Annotated in this window: 19 protein-coding genes; 12 read left to right on the top strand and 7 right to left on the bottom strand. The window is 34.5% G+C overall.

What is annotated here, in order from left to right:
• Positions 1-23 precede the first annotated feature (23 nt).
• The 5 genes from hmgA to DNJ77_RS06035 all read left to right on the top strand — a co-directional run bounded on the left by hmgA (position 24) and on the right by DNJ77_RS06035 (position 5,248).
• Positions 24-1,313, top strand: coding sequence for a homogentisate 1,2-dioxygenase (gene hmgA / locus DNJ77_RS06055; protein ID WP_116964100.1), 1,290 nt, complete (start codon positions 24-26; stop codon positions 1,311-1,313).
• Entirely contained in the window at positions 1,313-2,650 is a 1,338-nt protein-coding gene (gene fahA, locus DNJ77_RS06050; protein WP_192877942.1) for a fumarylacetoacetase, read from the top strand. Before hmgA ends, fahA begins: the two co-directional genes overlap by 1 nt.
• Positions 2,634-3,413 (top strand): phenylalanine 4-monooxygenase, encoded by a 780-nt coding sequence (gene phhA / locus DNJ77_RS06045; protein ID WP_116964099.1) that lies wholly within the window; start codon positions 2,634-2,636, stop codon positions 3,411-3,413. The genes fahA and phhA overlap by 17 nt, the downstream gene beginning before the upstream one ends.
• 66 nt (positions 3,414-3,479) lie before the next feature.
• Positions 3,480-3,812 (top strand): 4a-hydroxytetrahydrobiopterin dehydratase, encoded by a 333-nt coding sequence (locus DNJ77_RS06040; RefSeq protein WP_116964098.1) that lies wholly within the window; start codon positions 3,480-3,482, stop codon positions 3,810-3,812.
• Positions 3,813-3,946: 134 nt separating this feature from the next.
• Positions 3,947-5,248, top strand: a complete 1,302-nt coding sequence (locus DNJ77_RS06035; protein ID WP_116964097.1) for a Glu/Leu/Phe/Val dehydrogenase dimerization domain-containing protein — start codon at positions 3,947-3,949, stop codon at positions 5,246-5,248.
• Between the two features lie 207 nt (positions 5,249-5,455).
• On the opposite strand, the gene DNJ77_RS06030 is transcribed toward DNJ77_RS06035, so the two are convergent.
• From DNJ77_RS06030 to DNJ77_RS06020, 3 genes are read right to left on the bottom strand one after another with little or no spacing between them, the layout of a single operon-like run.
• The gene (locus DNJ77_RS06030) at positions 5,456-6,502 is read right to left on the bottom strand and encodes an HEXXH motif-containing putative peptide modification protein (protein ID WP_116964096.1); all 1,047 of its coding nucleotides are present in this window, start codon (positions 6,500-6,502) and stop codon (positions 5,456-5,458) included.
• A 28-nt stretch (positions 6,503-6,530) separates the two neighbouring features.
• On the bottom strand, positions 6,531-7,799 hold the full coding sequence (locus DNJ77_RS06025; protein ID WP_116964095.1) for an MFS transporter: 1,269 nt from the start codon (positions 7,797-7,799) through the stop codon (positions 6,531-6,533).
• Positions 7,783-8,520, bottom strand: a complete 738-nt coding sequence (locus DNJ77_RS06020; protein WP_157966617.1) for a hypothetical protein — start codon at positions 8,518-8,520, stop codon at positions 7,783-7,785. Before DNJ77_RS06020 ends, DNJ77_RS06025 begins: the two co-directional genes overlap by 17 nt.
• A gap of 472 nt (positions 8,521-8,992) precedes the next feature.
• Between DNJ77_RS06020 and DNJ77_RS06015 the strand changes: the two genes are divergently transcribed.
• From DNJ77_RS06015 to DNJ77_RS05990, 5 genes are all read left to right on the top strand, one after another.
• Positions 8,993-9,883: a sulfurtransferase gene (locus tag DNJ77_RS06015; protein ID WP_116964093.1), complete on the top strand. Its 891-nt coding sequence runs from the start codon at positions 8,993-8,995 to the stop codon at positions 9,881-9,883.
• Positions 9,884-9,977: 94 nt separating this feature from the next.
• Positions 9,978-10,283, top strand: a complete 306-nt coding sequence (locus DNJ77_RS06010; RefSeq protein ID WP_116964092.1) for a PLP-dependent transferase — start codon at positions 9,978-9,980, stop codon at positions 10,281-10,283.
• 25 nt (positions 10,284-10,308) lie between these two features.
• Complete coding sequence (locus DNJ77_RS06005) at positions 10,309-10,512, top strand: PLP-dependent transferase (protein WP_420810620.1); 204 nt, start codon at positions 10,309-10,311, stop codon at positions 10,510-10,512.
• A 267-nt stretch (positions 10,513-10,779) separates the two neighbouring features.
• Positions 10,780-13,590, top strand: a complete 2,811-nt coding sequence (locus tag DNJ77_RS05995; protein ID WP_116964089.1) for an ATP-binding protein — start codon at positions 10,780-10,782, stop codon at positions 13,588-13,590.
• Between the two features lie 17 nt (positions 13,591-13,607).
• Positions 13,608-14,843: a pyridoxal phosphate-dependent aminotransferase gene (locus DNJ77_RS05990; RefSeq protein WP_116964088.1), complete on the top strand. Its 1,236-nt coding sequence runs from the start codon at positions 13,608-13,610 to the stop codon at positions 14,841-14,843.
• Positions 14,844-14,963: 120 nt separating this feature from the next.
• On the opposite strand, the gene DNJ77_RS05985 is transcribed toward DNJ77_RS05990, so the two are convergent.
• From DNJ77_RS05985 to rpsA, 3 genes are all read right to left on the bottom strand, one after another.
• Positions 14,964-16,235, bottom strand: a complete 1,272-nt coding sequence (locus DNJ77_RS05985; RefSeq protein WP_239986758.1) for a lipopolysaccharide biosynthesis protein — start codon at positions 16,233-16,235, stop codon at positions 14,964-14,966.
• A complete protein-coding gene (locus DNJ77_RS05980) occupies positions 16,235-16,555 on the bottom strand; it encodes a TusE/DsrC/DsvC family sulfur relay protein (RefSeq protein WP_116964087.1) in 321 nt (106 codons plus the stop codon). Before DNJ77_RS05980 ends, DNJ77_RS05985 begins: the two co-directional genes overlap by 1 nt.
• A gap of 104 nt (positions 16,556-16,659) precedes the next feature.
• Positions 16,660-18,321 (bottom strand): 30S ribosomal protein S1, encoded by a 1,662-nt coding sequence (gene rpsA / locus DNJ77_RS05975; protein WP_116964086.1) that lies wholly within the window; start codon positions 18,319-18,321, stop codon positions 16,660-16,662.
• A 298-nt stretch (positions 18,322-18,619) separates the two neighbouring features.
• On the opposite strand from rpsA, the gene DNJ77_RS05970 reads away from it, so the two are divergent.
• Together DNJ77_RS05970 and DNJ77_RS05965 are read left to right on the top strand one after the other, a co-directional pair.
• Positions 18,620-19,537, top strand: coding sequence for an ROK family protein (locus DNJ77_RS05970; RefSeq protein ID WP_116964085.1), 918 nt, complete (start codon positions 18,620-18,622; stop codon positions 19,535-19,537).
• A gap of 178 nt (positions 19,538-19,715) precedes the next feature.
• Positions 19,716-20,042: a helix-turn-helix domain-containing protein gene (locus tag DNJ77_RS05965; RefSeq protein ID WP_116964084.1), complete on the top strand. Its 327-nt coding sequence runs from the start codon at positions 19,716-19,718 to the stop codon at positions 20,040-20,042.
• On the opposite strand, the gene DNJ77_RS05960 is transcribed toward DNJ77_RS05965, so the two are convergent.
• Positions 20,039-20,473, bottom strand: a complete 435-nt coding sequence (locus tag DNJ77_RS05960; protein ID WP_116964083.1) for an MAPEG family protein — start codon at positions 20,471-20,473, stop codon at positions 20,039-20,041. The two genes, DNJ77_RS05965 and DNJ77_RS05960, sit on opposite strands and share 4 nt — an antisense overlap.
• Positions 20,474-20,482 lie beyond the last annotated feature (9 nt).

Genomic DNA, 20,482 nt, shown 5'->3' with positions numbered 1-20,482 from the left:
AAATTAATTAAAGAGATATGAAAATGAATACACATCATTATCAATCTGGTTTCCATAGCTATTTTGCAACTGAGGCAGTAAAAGGTGCTTTACCACAAGATCGTAATTCACCTCAAATTGCACCACTTGGACTATATACTGAACAAATTAACAATAGTGCTTTCACAGCACCAAGGGCACAAAATTTTAAAGCATGGCAATATCGTATTCGACCATCGGTTTTACATAGTCCTAAATTTAGCCTTGTGAATAGCAGCTTATTGAGGAATAATTTTTTTCAAGATAAAATATTGACTCCACCTGAGCAAATACGTTGGCGTGCAATCGATATTCCTAATAAACCAACTCATCTTGTTGAAGGTTTGGTGACCATGATGTTTAACGAGGTGGCAGCAGTTCACCTATATGCGATCAATGCGTCGATGGAGAATTGTTATTTTTATAGTGCAGATGGTGACTGGTTATACGTATTACAGCAAGGACACTTACGCTTTAAAACAGAGTTTGGGGTTATTGATGCAAAACCTCATGAGGTGGTCGTTATTCCAAGAGGCATACGCTATCAAATTGAGCTTATTGACAGTAATGCTCGTGGTTATATTTGTGAATCCAATACTGCGAGTTTTTATTTGCCAGAAAGAGGACCAATCGGTGCCAATGGTTTGGCAGAGGAGCGTCATTTTCTAGCGCCGTGTGCAAATTTTGAACATAAAACAGGTGATTTCACACTTTATAGTCAATATCAAGGTAGATTATGGCAAGGGAAAATAAAGCATTCACCTTTAGATGTTATTGCATGGCATGGCAATTTATATCCTTATAAGTATGACTTAGATTTGTTTTGTCCAGTTAATACCGTACTTAAAGATCATGCAGATCCAAGCATTTTTACTGTTCTTAGTGTACCTTCCTATCAAATGGGTACAGCAAATGTTGATTTTGTTATTTTTCCGCCACGCTGGGTTGTTGGTGAAGATACCTTTAGACCACCTTATTATCACCGTAACATTATGGCTGAGTGTATGGGGTTATTAACGGGGCAATATGATGCAAAAGGGGAAGGATTTCAACCGGGTGGGCTTAGCCTTCATAATCCGATGTCAGCACATGGCCCTGATTATAATACTTTTACTCAAGCTTCAAATGCTAAACTAAAGCCCGTTCGTTATCAAAATACGATGGCATTTATGTTTGAAACACGTTTAGCATGGCGCTTAACTGAGTTCGCTTTAGCCACGGATTTATTGCAAAGTAATTATTTATCATGTTGGTCAGAATTAAGAGCACAGTTTAATTGTGAGGTTTTAGAGTAATGTTAGAAATTAAAGCAAATGATCCTAAGCTTCAATCCTTTATTAAAGTGGATAAAGATAGTCATTTCCCAATTCAGAACTTGCCATTGGGTGTTTTTAGTGACATAGAGGAGGATTTCTCTAGAAGACGTATTGGTGTTGCAATTGGAGATTATATCCTTGACCTTAAGGCAGCTTATGAATGTAAACTGCTCCCAGATTTTGGATTAAATTTTAGTCAACTTAATAACTTGAATCCACTTATTGAGCATGGGCGTAGTAAAGTGCGCACTTTGCGTGAAGTAGTTAGTCACCTTTTAAATAAAAACACATCAACCTTGCGTGATGATGTAGTCCTTCAGAAAAAAGTCCTTATCAAGCAAAGCAATGCAAAATTGTATCTACCGATAGAAATTAAGGGTTATACTGATTTTTATTCCTCACGTGAGCATGCTGAAAACATTGGGCGCATGTTTCGTGATAAAGATAATCCTTTACTACCAAACTGGTTGCACTTACCTGTTGGATACGATGGGCGAGCGGGGAGCGTTGTTGTAAGTGGTACAATGATTCAACGCCCAAATGGTCAAATTAAGCCTAGTTCAAATGAACCACCTATTTTTAGTGCATCCCAGGCTCTGGATGTTGAAATTGAAATGGGTGCAATCATTGGCTTGTCATCTAAACATGGACAAGTAATAGACATTAAAAATGCACCTGAACATATCGTTGGGATGGTGCTTGTCAATGACTGGAGTGCACGCGATATTCAAAAATGGGAATATGTGCCACTAGGTCCATTTTTAGCGAAAAATTTTGCAACCTCAATTTCTCCTTGGATAGTGACTTTAGATGCACTTGAGCCATTTCGAGTGCCTTCACCCAAAGAAGAACTAAAGTTATTAGGTTACCTTAAACGAAGTGAAGACTGGGGTATCAATATTAACCTTCAATTTGCGATTAAAACACCAAAGTCGCAAACAGCACAGATTGTTTCAAGGACAAACTTTAAATATATGTATTGGGATATGATGCAACAACTTGCTCATCACACGGTTAATGGTTGTCCGATGGCAACAGGTGATTTGTTAGCATCTGGTACGATTAGCGGTAAAGAAAAAGATAGTTTTGGTAGTTTAATTGAGCTAACGGAAGGGGGTAAAAACCCACTTCAACTTAAAACAGGTGAAACACGTATTTTCCTACAAGATGGTGATATCGCAATAATCAGTGGTTTCTGTCAAGGACAAGGTTATAAAATAGGCTTTGGTGAAGTTTTAGGGGAAATTGTCAGTATGTCAACTAAATTTAAAGAGGGAAATGTGCAAAGGAAGACAGTAGATGAAAATGCAAAGTAAGTATGTTTCTAAAAAACCAGATCATAATGGTTTTGTTTGTTATGATGAGGTTGAAAATAACACATGGCATGCTTTGATTGAGCGCCAATTTAAAATTGTAGCTTCGCGTGCCTGTGAGGAATATTTACAAGGCTTAGAAATTTTATCATTTTCACGTGATCGAATCCCACAGATTCCTGATCTTAATTTACGTTTAAAGAAAGAAACTGGTTGGCAGGTTGAACCCGTGCCTGCGTTAATTGGTTTTGATCGTTTTTTCAAACTTTTATCAGAGCGTAAATTCCCTTGCGCAACTTTTATCCGTATACCAGAAGAACTAACTTACATACAAGAACCTGATATTTTTCATGAGTTATTTGGTCATTGTCCGATGTTAACTCATCCTGTGTATGCTGAGTTTATGCAGCGTTATGGGCAATTAGGCATTGGGCAGCCTCATGACATTCAAAGACTTTTAGCGCGTTTTTATTGGTTTACCATTGAGTTTGGGCTCATCAATACTAAAAAAGGACTTCGCTGTTATGGTGGAGGGATTTTATCTTCGATTGGGGAGACAGTGTATGCATTGGAGGATCCTATGGTGCGTTATGAAAAATTTGATGCGCTTAACATTTTAAGAACACCTTATAGAATCGATATTTATCAACCGTTGTATTATGTGATTAATTCTTATGAGAGTATTTATAACGTGCTTAAAGGTGATTTTATTAAACTTATTGTAAAATCACAGAGCTTACCTGAATTTGAACCTTTATATAAATAAAGATGAAGAATCAGTAATGCTGAAAACACAAAAGCAATGAGCCATTAAATAGTTTGAGGATAAAAAATGGAAAATTTATTAGATAAGAAATGCCAAGTTTGTGAGTATGGCGATTTAGTGCCTTTAAATCAGAAAGAGGCAAAGCAATATCTTATTAACTTACCAAAATGGCAATTAAGTCCATGTGGTAAAAAAATTACGTGTACATTTGAGTTTAAGGGTTTTTATAGAACCATGTCATTTGTTAATGCAGTGGCTTGGATTGCTAACAATGAAGGGCATCACCCTGATATGGAAGTTAGTTTTAATCGTTGTATTATCCATTTTACAACCCATTCAGTGGATGGGTTAACAGAAAATGACTTTATTTGTGCAGCAAAAATTGATGCTTTGTTATAAGGATTAAACTGTTCTAGTTTTTATATCGTTCTTGTAACGGATTGAACTATGTACGTAAATATTGCAAAGTAAGAAAGAGGTGAAAAACCAGAATATTAGTAGAAACTTTGTAGATTAAAGGGGTAAAGGAAAAAATGAATTTAATGGACTTTCAAAACAGTGTGGTGGATCGTTTGGAACAATTTTCACAACAAGAACCAGAAATTACATTTCAATGGAGAGATAAGAAGTCTTCTGCGCATGGTTTTTTAGTAATTAACTCTTTACGTGGCAATGCAGCAGGTGGTGGTACACGTGTGCATGAGCGTATCACGTTAGAAGAAGTAACAACCCTTGCTAAAATTATGGAAATAAAATTTGCATTATCTGGTCCTGCCATTGGTGGCGCTAAAACAGGTATTCGACTTGATCCTGATTGCCCAGATAAATATGGTGTGCTTGAGCGTTGGTATAAAGCTATTCGTCCACTTTTAGCTGAGTACTATGGAACAGGTAGTGACTTAAACACTGATATTCATAAAATTAATCAGATCTTACGTGGCTTAGGTCTTGATAACTCTCAACAAGGTATTATTCATGCGTTTTGTAAGGGTGATGAAATAAAAACTCAAACTGCTTACCAAAACATGTTGCTATTAAATTCAGTGGTTAAGGTTGCAGAAAGTGAAGTAAAGTTAGCAGAAATGGTTACGGGTTATGGCGTTGCACAGACGGTTATTGCTTATTATCAAGCAAAAAATGAGCATGTGAACAATAAGCGTATCTACGTACAAGGAGCAGGTAATGTTGGCGCTGCTGCTGCCTACTATTTGCATCAAGCGGGAGCGAAAATCATTGCGCTGACAGATCGTGATGCTGGTGTGATTATGAATGACGGTTTAAGTGCCAAACAAATTAATGATCTTGTGTGCGCAAGGCGTGTGTTAAAGGTTTTGCCAGATAATATGTCTCATGCTGAATTTAATAAAATCCTAGCGATAACAAAAATAGATGTCCTTATTCCTGCGGCAGGATCAAACATAATCGCGAAAAATTTAGTTGATAAAATGATAACAAATGGTTTGGAGCTCATTTCATGTGGAGCAAATCATCCATTTGTGGAAAGAGAATATTGCTATGGTTTATGTTCACAATCTTTAGATGCTAAACTTGCTGTTATTCCTGATTTTCTAGCAAATATGGGGATGGCACGCACATTTTATACTATGATGTCAACACCAAAGGATAGAATATCAGTTGAATATGTTTTTAAGGACATAAAAGAAATCATGCAAAATGCGATTTGTAAGGCGTTTTCAATGTATGAAGGACGACTTCTAACCGCATCGTTATATGATCTAGCACTTACTCATATTGATTTGTCAGATAAAACAAAGGGTGTTATACGTCAAAGCAAAATGAATAATCAGATGCCTATGACTATATCCGGGATTTGAATTTAAAAATATTTCTAGGCATGATAAAGAACTCTAATAAATATAAATCTGATAATACAAATTAATGTTGAATTTCACAATGAGTTTACTTGCTGATTTTACACTTAGATATACAAATTTTTGGACCGCCAAGAAAACGGTCGTTTTTCTTGTGGTTTGGGATTATCTAAGCTAGCTCTAGCCTAAAAATTCCAGGCATAGCTATAGCTATATTCCAATGTGACATTTATGTACTAATTCAATACAATCATTAATTATTTTTTCTCCAAATACAGTCAATTTCTTTGAGCTATTTAATACATTTACTGTCTGTCGAAATTTTTCCTTAAATTTCAGTGTATTATTGGCTTCATTATAATGGCTACTAATATCTTCGTAAGATAAGTTACTTATTTCTGCTTGGAGTAAATAATTAAATGTGTATATAGTTCTGGCTAATACAAACATCGCGTGAAAAACGCCACTAATTGGTCTGTAGTCCAGGCGAAAAGGAGTATAGAATAATCCATTGTCATCAATCAGAATTCTTTCCCTAAACCAAATATGATAGAGTAAGTTATGAGCGGCTTCATGAGTAATATGTTCTACAATTCTTGACCAATGCTCAGTTTTTTCTTTGTAAGCTCTAATATAAATTGCTCCCAAATGGTTAAGATAAGTAGCTGCATTTATGCCATTAGACTCAATCACAATAATTTCATTTACTACAGTATTAATCTCATCGTAATGAATAGGTTCAATTCTTTCTAGGATTGAAAATACTTGCTTTACTATATTGCTGGTCACTATAAATTGACTTTCAGTAGGAACATTTATGACAGTTTGTTCTCCTCTGTAATTATTTTTGTAAGTAGTTTTACGATCACGTCCAGTAATATTAATAACTGCACCCATTAACACTTTATTATATCCTGAACTATATCTTAATATTCTACATGAAGATTGTGACTTATCTTTAGTAGGTTTATTGATCAGGTTGATAAACGATGTAATGTAGTTTTTGGCTAAATTAAGCTCACCATCTTCAACTGCGGTTTTAACAGCTTCATGAGTAATATATAATTGAGGCATGTGTTTATATAACTTATTTTTAAAGCGATCTATGCTCAGAGTATTGAGTAGTTTAACATCTACTTCAATAAACTCTGACAGGTAAATTAGACTTTCTATAGCTTCTTGATTATTAAGATGAATTAGTTGACTGGCATTATAATTCGAAGGTTTTGCCCAATTTATTTCGGCTACATTGATCATTTCTTCACTCCCTCTTACTCTTAAATTATTAAAGGATATTTGGAAACCTTCTTTTGTAATAATTTTTAAGGTCTCTGTCTTTACATAATAAGGTTTTATATGTCAGTGGCGATAGCAGAATAAATAGTAATGAGAATAAAATCATGCTGCCCATAATAATCATAATGACAGTGATCTGTTGACTCTGCTTTGTTTGAGTGAATATCCCAAAGGTATAACTACCAGCGGGGATGGATAAAATACAAAAAAAATAGATAGCCGACTCAAGTCTTCCTCTAATATCATCCGGCACAGCTAATGCACGTAGAGAACTCGTTGAAATGTTATTCAGTGCGAGACCGCTTCCAATAAGAAAAAGCAAGAGCAGTTTCAAGTATAAAAAACTGACCACAGGGAATAACATGATGCTAATTGCTGTAAGGGTATTTCCAGTTAAAATTAAAGTTAGCCTCTTCACATCTTTTGAAAGCAGCTTCCCTACAAGCATGCTCGTTATCAATAAACCTAAGCCAAAGCAAATCTCCATGATTGCGAGATATATAATTGATAGGTTTAAGAATATCTGTATATATACAGGTAGTAGGATCATTAAAAGTGGCGTCACTACAAAATTACCCGTTATACCAATAAGACATAACGTACGCTCAGGAGTTAATTTGACTAAAACACTAAAACCTTTTAATAGCTGCTGATAAAATTCCTGCCCTTTAGCAATAGATGCATGTAGTAGTAATTTATTTTTCATTAAAATAAAACTAAAAATCAGAGCAACAAAATATAAACAAGCAATTATCAAGATTGATAATTTGTCACCAAACAGAGCCATTGTACTTCCACCAGCCAGTGCACCGATAATTGTTTGTAAAGAAGCAATACTGCCCCAAAAACCAGTAAACTTACTTATCTTCTCTTTTTCAACAATAAAGGGAATAATTGTGTTAGGCGCCGACAAAAGAATTGAATCTGCGACACTTAGTATTATGGTTATCAGAATAACAATCATCAAATTATAAGAAAAACATATCAAATTGATAAAAAACATTAAAATCAATATCAATGAAACAAAGTTAGCAAGAAAAATTACTAATCCCTTTTTATATCGATCTAAGCAGTAACCAGAAAATGGCAAAAATATAATATTCGCAATCCAGGATACAGTCACAACCACGCCCAAAAGATAACCAGAATGTGTCTGCGCTAATGTCACCCAAGCTAAAAGAAGCTGAAAAAATCTAAATGCAATGACCGAGAAATTTTGTGCGCATATAAAAATAATAAAATTATTCATCGACTTCATACTTTACTTCCTTTATTGAGCTCAAATACCTTTTAACAAGGTTAGATCCAATTCTGTTATCAATTATGGATAGACAATGTGCACTCAAGTCATAGGAAGAATAGACGTTATGTGCTATTTGAGAAAGCTTGTAAAGCTTTTCTTCTGATAGTTTTTTATAGCCTGTAATATCTTTAATAAAGACAGCATGCCCCCACATCCATTGATTAAATGCTTGAAACGGATTATCTACAAACAACATTGGTTTGAGCAGTCTTGACCCATAACCAGTAAAAGTATGAAACTTAACCCTCTTTTCTCTTAACACTTGTTCAATTTCTGAAATAACATACTGCTGAATAAATTCAACCTCTACCTCAATAACTAGAGCATGATCTGTATATTTTCCACCATATTGAATTGTCATTAGGTTAGAACCTTGTAAATCTGATTTAGTGTAATCTGGCAAATAAGATAAATGTAAATCTTTGAAGTTTTTGGTACTAACTTTGTGATATGAAATAACTGTGAGCCACTCTGAAATATTGTTATATAAATCCATAAGCTCAAAATTTGGTGAAAAAAGAGATGAGCAAGTCTCCAAATTACAGTTATAAAAAGTTTTTTCAGAACTATCTCCGATAATCACCGTTAGGGTTTCATCATTAACATTATTTCCATCAATTTTAACCACGTTTATGTTAGGTAAACTCTCATAACCAGATGGATCACCCTCTATCATCTTAGATCCCAAATTTAAAACATTTATTTTTTTACTGAATGGAATAATTTCTTCAAATTTCACAAGAGCTAAGAGCTCTTAAAAAACACATTAACCCTATGTCCAATACAGGGTTAATGTAATGATTATATTTTAGTTGATTACACTCCTAAGTACAGGAGAGCCCTTTCTTGTGATCGCAAATATTTTATTGTGATCAAGCTTTTTCTTTTTCTGAACAGGTTTCTCAGTTACATTTTTATCTTCCATCATCCTTTCTCCTAATTTTATTAACTTCATAAGAACAGTATTAACGGCTGCTCAGTAATGATAACACCATAAAAGATATAATTAATCAAGCATATCATCTGCATAAATAAATTTTAATTCTATTGATCACTATAGATGTTCAGAGATATTTCAAGTAAATTTAAAATTACTTCAAGTTGGAATGATGAATGGTATTATCAAAACACTGTTTGGGAAACAATAAATGAACAATAAACTTAAGATCAAAAATATAGAAACAGCTTCACCATTAATCAATTGCCAGCAGCTTTATCATAGCTTATCCGATACTAATACTAATATTTGTATTTTCGAAATAACCATAAAGTCTGTGAACCAATGCTCAAGCGGTATTGATGATCAATTGATTATTCCGAATGCTAAAAAAATGAGCATAGAAGAGTTTAGTAACCCTAATAGTGAACTGCCTCATATGATGCCTGATAGCAAGCAATTTGAGGAGCGCATATCAAATTATGGTATTACGAATAACACCTTGATTATCCTATATGAACAATCAGGCATTTACGCGAGTCCGAGAGTTTGGTGGATGTTTAAATCTATGGGGCATAAAAACGTATATATATTAAATGCAACAATATCACAATGGGTAAAACTAGGTCTTCCTGTTGAAAATGTGAAAAACTTAGCCCCTGATATTAAAAGTATTAGAAACCAAGGATACTCTGCTAATTACAACAAAGATTTTTTTTGCAATATCAATAAAGTGAAAGAAGCCATTGATAACCCAAATGAATACCAAATAGTTGATGCAAGATCTCTAGAAAGATTTCAAGGAAAACAGGCTGAACCAAGAAAGACGTTACGCTCAGGACACATTCCCAACTCAATAAACTTACCTTTTCAGCAACTTTTAAGCAATGGAAAATTTATTGAATTAGAGGCAATAAAGCAACAATTTATTGACCTTAATATAGATGGAAGTAAGAGCATTATTTTTACCTGTGGTTCAGGTGTTACGGCGTGTATCTTAGCTTTCGCTGGATATATGTTAAATTACACAAATTTATCCGTTTATGATGGCTCCTGGAGTGAGTGGGGATTAACTTCGTCAAATAATCCAATAGAGAAATAAAAGCTCATGAATATTTCAAACTATATAATCAAAAGGTGGAATTTTTTTCAGTCACTACCCTCAAGTCTCAAGATAATAACGTTTAGCTCATTCATTGAGTATTCTAGGCATAATAATATCTGATGAAAAAACATATGATATGTTAAGAACATATACTATACAATCAGGTCAATGTGCCGGCAATGAGGATGTTTATGCAGCAATTCAAGGGATTAGGAGTCTATCTGTTCGTTTAAAACACCACCAGATACAAGCAATGAAACTAGCTCAATGGCTGTCTAAAACACCTATAGTTTCCGAAGTGATATTTCCAGCATTAAAAACACATCCTCAGCATCATTTATGGAAAAGAGATTTTCAAGGCTCTTCTGGCGTTTTTTGCATTTACTTTATCAGATAAAATAGAAAAAAAGTCTTTAGATAAAATGTTAAATAGACTAAAAATTTTTGGTTTAGGACACAGTTGGGGTGGGCATGAAAGCTTATTAGTCCCCGTGGAAAGCCCCCAAAGTTATAGATTACCAAATAGTTGGGATAGATCAGGATGGTTAATGAGAGTAAGTCTCGGTTTTGAAGATATTGAGGATTTAAAAAATGATTTATCGCAAGCGTTTACTGAACTAAAATAACAGATCTTAGCAATTATTTTAGTCTGATTTAAAAATTTGTTTTGTTGTGAAAACTCTCAAAGCCTTGATATTAAATGGATTGCAAGCAATATGCTCACCAACTTTGACAAGAAGTGAAATGTCGCAAAGCCATATGGAATAAGCTTTAAGGCTCTCATCTGGGAAAACAGTGCTATCTGGGAAAAGGACATTTGTCATTCAAAATTGAGTTTAACGTTTTTTAGCTTATAATCTTTAAACCTTCCGACTACAGCAAGTAGCAAATATATGCTCAAGAACATTGGCATTCGTGGACGAATGATTTTATTGACGCTGTTACCAACTTTAACAGTGTCTATCTTACTTGGTTTTTATTTTATCAGCATGAGATTTTCTGATTTAGACCGCAACTTATATATCAGAGGGGAAGCAGTCACAACGGAACTCATTGCTGCTTCTGAATATGGACTTTATTTCGATAGCAAAATCATCCTACAAAATGTTACAGATAATATTCTAAATTATCCGGATGTACGCATGGCTGCTATTTATGATAAAAATGGTGATTTACTTACTTTTACTGGTCGCATTCCACAAGTAAATCCAAGTTTTTTTAAGGAGAATGCTGACCTTATAACTAAAAAAATCTTCATGCAGGAGGGCAGTAAAAATATCCAGTTTTTAGCACCTGTTATTTCAAGAGCCGTTAATCCTAAAGAAAATAACATTGATAAACTTTATACAGAGAAAGATCAACGTATTGGTTGGGTAGTAGTGACTTTAAGCCGGGAAAATACGATTGTTAATCAATATCAAGCGATTATTGCAACATTACTCATTGTGATTATTGGTCTAACAGTCAGTATTTTATTTGGACTACGTTTAGGTGGGGACTTGATTAATCCACTTTTTGATATTATCAATGCGGTAAAGCGTATTAAAGACGGTGCACTTGATACAAGATTAGATGGTAATCCTCCTGGTGAGCTTAAAACACTTGAAGAAGGGATTAACAGTATGGCGTTGTCATTAGCTAACTCACATGAAGAAATGCAAAGAAATATTAAAAAGGCAACAAGAGAACTAAGGCATACTTTAAAAATGATCGAACATCAGAACGTACAGCTTGATATAGCGCGCAAGCAAGCAATTGAAGCCAGTGAGGTCAAGAGTAAGTTTCTTGCAAATATGAGTCATGAGATTCGCACACCCATGAATGGCATTTTAGGCTTTGTGGGGTTACTTGAAAAAAGCAAATTAAATTCATTGCAGAAAGAATATGTCGAAACGATTACTCAATCATCAAAAAGCCTGTTAAGTATTATCAACGATATTTTGGACTTTTCAAAAATTGAGTCAGGTAATTTAGTGTTGGAGAATCACCCATTTGATTTACATGAGGAAATTCAAAATTGTGTGATGTTATTTAAGCCCAAGATTATTCAGCAGCAGATTGATTTTGGTGTGCGCATTGATTCTAGATTACCTAAAATGGTTTCTGGTGATGCACTGAGGTTCTGCCAAATTTTAACTAATTTAATTGGTAATGCAATTAAATTTACTGAAGAAGGAGGTGTTGAGATTTGTATTAACCTCAAGCGTATATTGAATCAGCAAGTTGAAGTATTTGTTTCTGTTTGTGATACTGGCATAGGTTTATCAAGGACTCAGATAAAAAAATTATTTAGTGCATTTTCTCAGGCTGATCTATCAACCAGTCGCAAGTATGGCGGAACAGGATTAGGACTAACTATTAGTAAGAACCTTGTTGAAAAAATGGGTGGCAAGATTCAAGTTAAAAGCGAAATAAACAAAGGTTCTTGTTTTAGCTTTACTGTTATTTTTGATTGTGAAAACAAGATAGATCTTTCCTATCCATATATACCGCTTAAAAACGTGATTGTTTATGATAGGACAATCTATGTTGGCAAAATGTTAGTCAATGATTTAGAGGCTGCTGGCGTCAAATGTATGACTCAATATTCGGAAACAGACTTACTTGATACTGTTGTCGAACATGATCAATTTGATCTTATTTTGGTTTTTAACGTATTACCCCCAATGCAAAAATTAAGACAATCCCTAATTATGGATTTACAATCGTTTAGCAAAGGGCGCATTTATTTAGTTGCAAATGGATCACTATTAGATTTATGCGATTATAGTAGCGACTTAGCCATTCAAAATTGCATAAATTACCCTTATAAAATTCAAAAATTGGCAGAGCTATTTTCAGGTCGTTTAGATCAGAATAAGGAAAACATAACTGCTAATGAAGAAATAGTGAATTATGATCTAAAGGATAGTAATAAGGATAAGCCTTTAATTTTAACGGTTGATGATAATCCGATTAACCTTAAGTTATTAACGATATTACTACAAGAAAAAGGTTTTTATCCTATTGAAGCAACAAGTGCAAAAGAAGCTCTTTTACTTGCTGATAAGCATGATTTTATAATGGTTTTAACCGATGTGCACATGCCTGAGGTTGATGGGGTTGAATTATGTCATCGGTTACGCAAAATTTCAAAGTACAAGCACGTACCAATTATTGCAGTTACTGCAGATATTGTAGATGGACGTAACGATGTGTTACTTAAAGAAGGCTTTGATGCCGTGCAAATTAAACCAATTGATGATTTATCTCTGAGTTTACTATTAGAGACTTATTTTAAAGATATAAACAATGTAAAAGCAGTGAGTCCTTGGGCAAAACAATTAAATGATAGCGATAGTTTAAATCACAATGGTCAAAACATAGAACAAAAATTAATTGACTTGACATTAGGCACAAAGCTTGCTGGTGGTAATGAAAATTTTGCTAAAGAGATGCTAAATGCGTTTATTAAGTCTCTACCTGACGCGATAACTGAAATTAATAAAGCATATATTGAGCAAAATGGAAAAGCTTTACGTGATGCAGTGCATAAACTTCATGGTGGAGCAAGTTACTGTGGTGTGCCTATGTTGAAAGAAAGGCTTTATGTGCTAGAGAGGTCATTGCATACAAGTGATTTCATTATTGATGAAACTGTGATAAAAAGCTATAAACAATTTCTTGAAATATATGATAAGACAGTCGTTGCATACGTTTTATAGAACGTATAGGAGGAAAAATGAGTGTAACAACAAATCAAAAGAATCGATTTAGCAAGCGCGTGCTAAATGTAGAAGGGTCAAAAGCAGCAGAAATGGCAGCTCGAGCTGGAGACTTAGTAAAAGCAGGTCATACAGATGTTATTTCGTTAGCCGTGGGAGAGCCTGGCTTTAACTCACCACAAAAAGTGAAAGAAGCAGCTAAGATGGCAATTGATCATAATTTAACACAATATACACCTGTTGACGGCATAGTGGAGCTTAAATACGCCATTATTCAACGTTATCAACGTGACTATGATTTGACATTTTTAAATCAAGAAGTCTGTGTTACAACTGGAGCTAAACACAGTTTATACAATCTATTTAATTGCATTTTAAATCCAGGTGATGAGGTTATTTTCTTTTCACCATTTTGGACATCTTATCCTGATATGATTAAACTTGCTCATGGTGTACCTGTTTGTGTTGAAACCACACATCATAATTATTTCCAACCGCAAAAAGAACAGTTGGAAGCTAAGCTTAGTCCGCGCACACGCATCTTTATCTTAAATACTCCACATAATCCAACAGGTGCTACTTATAGCAAAGAAACGTTAGAAATGATTGCTTCTGTATTAAAGGATTATCCTGATGTATGGGTCTTGAGTGATGATATTTATGATATGCTATATTGGAGTGTGCGCCCTCAAATGTTAATTGAAGTTGCTCCCGAGTTAAAATCACGTTATGCAATTGTTAATGGTGTGTCCAAAAGTTATGCGATGGCAGGTTGGCGCATTGGCTATATCATTGCGCCACAGGATATGATTACTATGCTTAAGCGTTATCAATCGCAATCGATGTCGTGTGCATGTTCGATTTCACAATATGCGGCAATTCAAGCACTGGCTTTACCTAGAAATGGATTATTAACGCAGTTAGACATCTATCAAAAACGTGTTGATTTTTGTTATCAAGAGTTAATAAAAATAAAGGGAGTCAGCTGTCTGTTACCACAAAGTACATTTTATCTTTTTCCTTATGTTCAGCCTATTATAGAGCGAATGGGTTTTGAAAGTGATATGGATTTTTGCTTGCATTTGTTAGAAAGCAAGCATTTGGCTGTAATGCCTGGATCTGCCTTTGGTGCCGAAGGTTATATAAGGTTAAGTTGTGCAGATGAAATAAGTGTATTAGGTGAGGCTATTTGGCGCTTAGCTGCTTTTACTAACACAAGTGCTAAAAGTACTGAAAGTACGAAAATCATTTAGTTCAGTGAAAACTAATCAACCACTACCCGCTCAAATAGGTAGTTTATTTTTGATTTAGTACGATCTATTTAGGCTGATAATTAAGATTGTGCTCGTATAGAATAAAATAGTGATTTAGGATTATCGCCTAAAAATCGTTGGATTGATTTTAAGTTTTGTCATAACTACATATACGAGTACAATGTTCCAAAAAATCATAGCAACAGCAGAAGCAATTGCAACTCCATAAGCATCAAGGCTTGGAGTTAGAATAATACCTAATAGGATATTAATACTAAGTGCGATGTAAAAAACAGTACAGGTTGTCTTTTCATGTCCTGCCATATTGAGAATGGTAAAAACGCTGCCACATAAAACATTAACCACTTGCCCAACCATGAGAACACAGAAAATATAATAGGCTTTGCTATAATTTGTGCCATAGAGCATAGTAATCCAATAACCGCAAGTAATCAGTAACACCATTCCAATTGCTGACAAACTAAAAATAATATGTGTGTAATCTGTAATTTTGCTTTGGAACGTTTTATGATCAAGTGTTTTATAGTCATTTGCAACTTGTGCAGTGATGTTGGAGCTAACGGCATTTAATACAAAAACTACAAGTGCACCTAGCTGTAGCGCAACTGCATAATAAGCGATATTCTCATTGGATGAAAAAAACTTAAGTAATACAATACCAATTTGGCTTAATAGCAGGTTACCCCATTTCAATAGCATGAAAGAGAGGTTACTGCCCCGTGGTTTGAGTGATTGAAAACCATAATTTAGGCTAATTTTAGACCATAACAGCAGCATATATAATGCAGTTGCACTAAACATGATACTAACAAGAAAGGTAGTTTGTTGAATGCGCATTATGATAAAGACTCCAATAATGGCTAGCATAATCAGACGCATAAAGAGCTGAATCAAATTAGCATAAATTACTTTTTTATTGGCAATATAAAAAGATTGTAATAGGTTAGCAATAAAAAAGGGTAAGGCAAATAAAAAAGCAAATACTTCAATAAAGTTCGCATTGAGATTAAATAGATAAATATAGCTAAAGCAGCCCACAAATGTAATTATTAAAATAACAATACCACGGCGCCAAAACCAGTTATGTAAATGAAAGACTTCTATATTACGTGTTTTACCTGTTTTCTCAGACCAACCCCAACTGCGTGCTAAAATACCATCAGCACCAAGTGTTGCAATAACAGCTAAGATGGTTGCAATGGTCACTCCAAACATATATTGACCATATTCAGCAACAGCAAAGTAGTGAGCAAGTAAAATGGCTGAACCAAAAGCAGTAAGCTGTCCTAATCCTTGAATAAACATTGTGCCGATTGATTTAATTAGGATTTCATTATGTAAAAGGTTTTTAGTACGTATCCTTATACTCATTAAATACACCTTTTAGGCTTAGGTAATCCTGCAATTCTAGCAGATTGGACTGCAGGTGAAATTGGAAAGAGTGATTGCAGATAAAGGCTATTGCCAATTTCAGACCCATGTTTTTCTTTAAGTGATTTTACCAGTAAACGGATGGCAGGTGAGTTTTGATGACATTGATAGTAGTCACGTAGAAAATAAATAACTTTCCAATGTGATGGTGTTAATAAAATGTCTTCTTGTTTTGCAAAGTATTCCGCAAGCTCAATAGACCATTGTGTATAATTTTTTAAAAAGCCATTATCATCTAAAAGCATATGAAAATTTGACATGGTTAAAGTATATATTGAAATGGGTGCTTAATTTTCATAAGGTTATTCGTGTTGTTTGCTTGTGAAAACAAAAAAGCAGCCTTAAGGCTGCTTTGAGTTAAAGTTTATTTATTTAACTTTTCTTTAATTAGATCTCCAATTGTAGTTGGAGTCATTTGTTCAGCTTTATAGTTTAACTTTGCTGCTTTTTCGATGTCTTCATCTAAGCCTTTGATTGAAAGGTTAATGCTACGACGTTTAGTATCAATATTGCTAATACGCGCCTCAACTTCTTGACCTACTTTAAGTTCATGACGTGCATCTTCCACATGATTACGAGAAATATCAGCGACACGGATAAAACCTTCAATTTCAGGTGCTAATTCAACAGTAGCACCATTTTGTTGAACAGATGTTACCTTACCAGTTACTTTTACGCCTTTGTCATTAGCAGTTGTGTATTGAGTAAATGGATCCTCAGAAAGCTGCTTAATACCTAAAGCAATGCGCTCACGCTCAATATCTACAGACAGCATAACAGCTTCGATTTCTTCTCCCTTTTTAAACTGTTTTACGGTATCTTCTGGTTTATTCCATGCAACGTCAGAAATATGAACAAGCCCATCGATATTACCATCTAAACCAATAAAAATACCAAAATCAGTGATGGAACGGATCTTACCTTTGACTTTGTCACCTGGTTTGTGAGCATTGGCAAAGGCTTGCCATGGGTTGATGATACATTGCTTCATACCAAGTGAAATACGATGACGAGAAGCATCTACTTCAAGGACCATAACTTCAACTTCTTGACCTAAAGAGATAATCTTGTGAGGGTTAGCATTTTTGTTTGTCCAATCCATTTCTGAAGTATGCACCAAGCCCTCAATACCTTCTTTAAGCTTAACAAAGCAACCATAATCAGTGATGTTAGTAATTTTACCCATAAGTTTGGTCCCAACAGCAAGCTCTTCAGCAACACTGGCCCAAGGATCTTCACCTAATTGTTTAATGCCTAGGGAAATACGACCTTTATCATTGTCAAATTTAATGATCTTGACATCAATTTCATCACCTAATTTAAGCATATCACTTGGGTGTTTAATGCGACTCCAAGACATATCAGTAATGTGTAATAAACCATCTACACCGCCAAGATCAATAAATGCACCAAAGTCTGTGATGTTTTTAACTACACCTTTAACAACAGCGCCTTCACTTAATTTTTCAAATAGTGCATTGCGGTCTTCTTGGGTTTCAGCTTCGATAACAGCGCGACGTGAAACAACAATGTTGTTACGTTTAGTATCAAGTTTGACAATTTTAAGTTCAATTTCTCTATCTTCTAAGTGAGAAGTATCACGAAGTGGACGAACATCTACCAAAGAACCTGGTAAGAATGCGCGCAAACCTTTAACTTCAACAGTATAGCCACCACGGACATGATTGGTAATGCGACCAAGGATAGTTTCTTGTTCATCACAGGCTTTCTCAAGGTCATTCCACACTTCGATTCGTTTTGCTTTTTCGCGTGATAGACGAGTTTCACCGAAGCTATTATCAAGTGCATCAAGCACTACGTCTATTTTATCCCCTATTTGAACTTCAATTTCACCTTGATCGCTTTTGAATTGATCAAGAGACACGATTGATTCAGATTTTAAGCCGGCGTCAATCCATGCAAACTCGCGATCAATCGCAACAACGGTTGCTTTAATAATCTTACCAACACGCATTTCAGTTTCTTTTAGTGAGGCTTCAAAGAGGTCTTTAAAATTTTCAGTCATGGTTTATTTCCAAATATGTCTTAAGCCAGTGGTTAGTTATACATTGAATTTACGCATTCACTGGTAATTTGCATAAACCCAGCCAAAAAGGTGGACAGATTCTAATGGATTAGGACTAAATTTTCAATGTTGTTGTTTTTGTTTTATGTAAAAAGATGATGTTTTAAAATGATTATCCTTAACAAGGAGTAGCATTTTTATGTTAAATAAGGGAAGAATCTATTGCGGGTGCAATGTACTTTAGTCAATATGACACGCATGATATTACATATTCTTTGAAAGAAAATTAAAGGAAATTATGGAATCAAAAAAACTGTGCTATTTATGTTTCGACTTAGGGGGAAGTTATACCAAATATGGTATCATAACCAATAACGGTAGAGTTTTATACTTTGACCAATATCAAACTGGAGAAATACACTCACCAGAGTCACTTATTTCCCGATTTGTTGAAATATACAATATGCAAAAAGCAAATTATTCAATAAAGGGAATAGGGATTTCCACACATGGTGTTGTTGATATGAAACGTGGTTGTATTAGTTATGGTTCGAATTATGTCAAGTCTCTTGTTAATTATCCTTTAGTATCAGCTTTAACGGCGCTTACACATTTACCTGTTGTGATGGAAAATGATGTTAAAGCTGCTGCATTAAGTGAGCTTGCTTTTGGAAAGAATGGCTTTAAAGATTACATATTTATTACATTGGGAACGAGCATTGGTGGAGCGCTTATACTAAATGGGCAGTTATATCGTGGACAAAATAATGCAGCAGGTGAGGTAGGTTATATTATTACAAAACTTAATGAAGAAAATAAAAATAGTTTGATTAAAGGTGCCTGGGAGTCATATGCTTCTGCAAAAGCATTACTAAAATTATATTGCGATGCGGTACATAATGATAAAGCAACTTACCTTATGTTTAAACAACAACTTGCAAAAGCAGACGATCTGGCTGAAAAAACCTTGAATGCCTATCTTAATCAGCTTGTTCCTGGGCTTGCATCATTAACACATGTGTTAGCTCCACAAGCCATTATTATTGGTGGTGCAATTTCTGAGGATAAAGCTTTGATTAAGAGAGTTGAAGTGAGTTTTCAGTCATATGTTTTAGATATATATCGACAAACTAAAATCTTACCAGCGAGATTTGGTAATAAGTCAGGCATTATTGGAATTGTGTGTTTATTGAACAAAAATCAATTAAATTGCTAAGAAAAAACGGAAGTGCTTGACGAATGGCAGGGCTTTAGATATTTATAAAAGATTAAAGTTAAATTAACGCAAAGTTAGATTACGATAGTGAATTTTAAACATCCAAGAAATTATTAAGTTAGTTTTGAATCAAATTGATGGATATGATGTTTATGAAGGAAGTAGGAGAATTAACGCTATGGCAAATCAATATTCACAAAGTTTTGAGATTATTTTATCTAGAAAATATGGTCGCTCAGCAGAAGATGTGTTAAGAGATTATTCAGCAGAGGGTTTAAGCTATGAAGATGTAGCAGGTCGTTTTGGCTTTAAAAGTACAACAGTCAGAAAGTGGTGCCGAAAATACAACATTGAATTATTAGGACCTACTGAAATAAGTTCAGCCAAAGCCTATGAGACTTTATACCAATCGAGTTTAAATGCAGTATCAGTTAATACTTATAATGTATTGTATCGTTCGTGGTCAATTGACCATCAATATTTTAAAATTGATACTAGAAATTAATTTGTTTTTAATAACTCAATAAACAGCATTACAATCATGGTGAATAAGAATGCTAGTGATAACAAAAACGAAAACAATCTGAGACTTAAGTCGTTAATAGTCAGATGGATGATTGAGTTGATAATCCGAAAGGAAACAAATAACCACCCTAACACAAGAAAGTAAGTAATTTGCATAAGCTCAGCGTTAGTCATGATAATAATAAAGCAAATGTAAAACAGAATAGGCATTTGAAATAGATTATCTAAGTGTCTGGATGTAATTTCAAGCCACGGATTTTCTTTTTTGCAAAAGTCCATTGTCCGAAAATCATTCATGGGAATTTGATTTTTGCGTAATGCTTGTACTCTGCTAAATATGGTAATGAGCACGCTGATGATCGTGAAGATCATCATGACAATAACTGGAATAGACCACGTAACTTTTGACATAGATTGGCT

Source organism: Fastidiosibacter lacustris (assembly GCF_003428155.1).
GTDB classification, from domain to species: domain Bacteria; phylum Pseudomonadota; class Gammaproteobacteria; order Francisellales; family Francisellaceae; genus Caedibacter; species Caedibacter lacustris.
Note: the sequence above shows the minus strand (reverse complement) of the source record. Positions and strands in the feature narration are given on the sequence as shown.

Bases quoted from the DNA above. Each gene is read 5' to 3' on its own strand.
- hmgA (WP_116964100.1), top strand. From the start codon at position 24: ATGAATACACATCATTATCAATCTGGTTTCCATAGCTATTTTGCAACT.
- fahA (WP_192877942.1), top strand. From the start codon at position 1,313: ATGTTAGAAATTAAAGCAAATGATCCTAAGCTTCAATCCTTTATTAAA.
- phhA (WP_116964099.1), top strand. From the start codon at position 2,634: ATGAAAATGCAAAGTAAGTATGTTTCTAAAAAACCAGATCATAATGGT.
- DNJ77_RS06040 (WP_116964098.1), top strand. From the start codon at position 3,480: ATGGAAAATTTATTAGATAAGAAATGCCAAGTTTGTGAGTATGGCGAT.
- DNJ77_RS06035 (WP_116964097.1), top strand. From the start codon at position 3,947: ATGAATTTAATGGACTTTCAAAACAGTGTGGTGGATCGTTTGGAACAA.
- DNJ77_RS06030 (WP_116964096.1), bottom strand. From the start codon at position 6,502: ATGATCAATGTAGCCGAAATAAATTGGGCAAAACCTTCGAATTATAAT.
- DNJ77_RS06025 (WP_116964095.1), bottom strand. From the start codon at position 7,799: ATGAAGTCGATGAATAATTTTATTATTTTTATATGCGCACAAAATTTC.
- DNJ77_RS06020 (WP_157966617.1), bottom strand. From the start codon at position 8,520: ATGATAGAGGGTGATCCATCTGGTTATGAGAGTTTACCTAACATAAAC.
- DNJ77_RS06015 (WP_116964093.1), top strand. From the start codon at position 8,993: ATGAACAATAAACTTAAGATCAAAAATATAGAAACAGCTTCACCATTA.
- DNJ77_RS06005 (WP_420810620.1), top strand. From the start codon at position 10,309: ATGTTAAATAGACTAAAAATTTTTGGTTTAGGACACAGTTGGGGTGGG.
- DNJ77_RS05995 (WP_116964089.1), top strand. From the start codon at position 10,780: ATGCTCAAGAACATTGGCATTCGTGGACGAATGATTTTATTGACGCTG.
- DNJ77_RS05990 (WP_116964088.1), top strand. From the start codon at position 13,608: ATGAGTGTAACAACAAATCAAAAGAATCGATTTAGCAAGCGCGTGCTA.
- DNJ77_RS05985 (WP_239986758.1), bottom strand. From the start codon at position 16,235: ATGAGTATAAGGATACGTACTAAAAACCTTTTACATAATGAAATCCTA.
- DNJ77_RS05980 (WP_116964087.1), bottom strand. From the start codon at position 16,555: ATGTCAAATTTTCATATGCTTTTAGATGATAATGGCTTTTTAAAAAAT.
- rpsA (WP_116964086.1), bottom strand. From the start codon at position 18,321: ATGACTGAAAATTTTAAAGACCTCTTTGAAGCCTCACTAAAAGAAACT.
- DNJ77_RS05970 (WP_116964085.1), top strand. From the start codon at position 18,620: ATGGAATCAAAAAAACTGTGCTATTTATGTTTCGACTTAGGGGGAAGT.
- DNJ77_RS05965 (WP_116964084.1), top strand. From the start codon at position 19,716: ATGGCAAATCAATATTCACAAAGTTTTGAGATTATTTTATCTAGAAAA.
- DNJ77_RS05960 (WP_116964083.1), bottom strand. From the start codon at position 20,473: ATGTCAAAAGTTACGTGGTCTATTCCAGTTATTGTCATGATGATCTTC.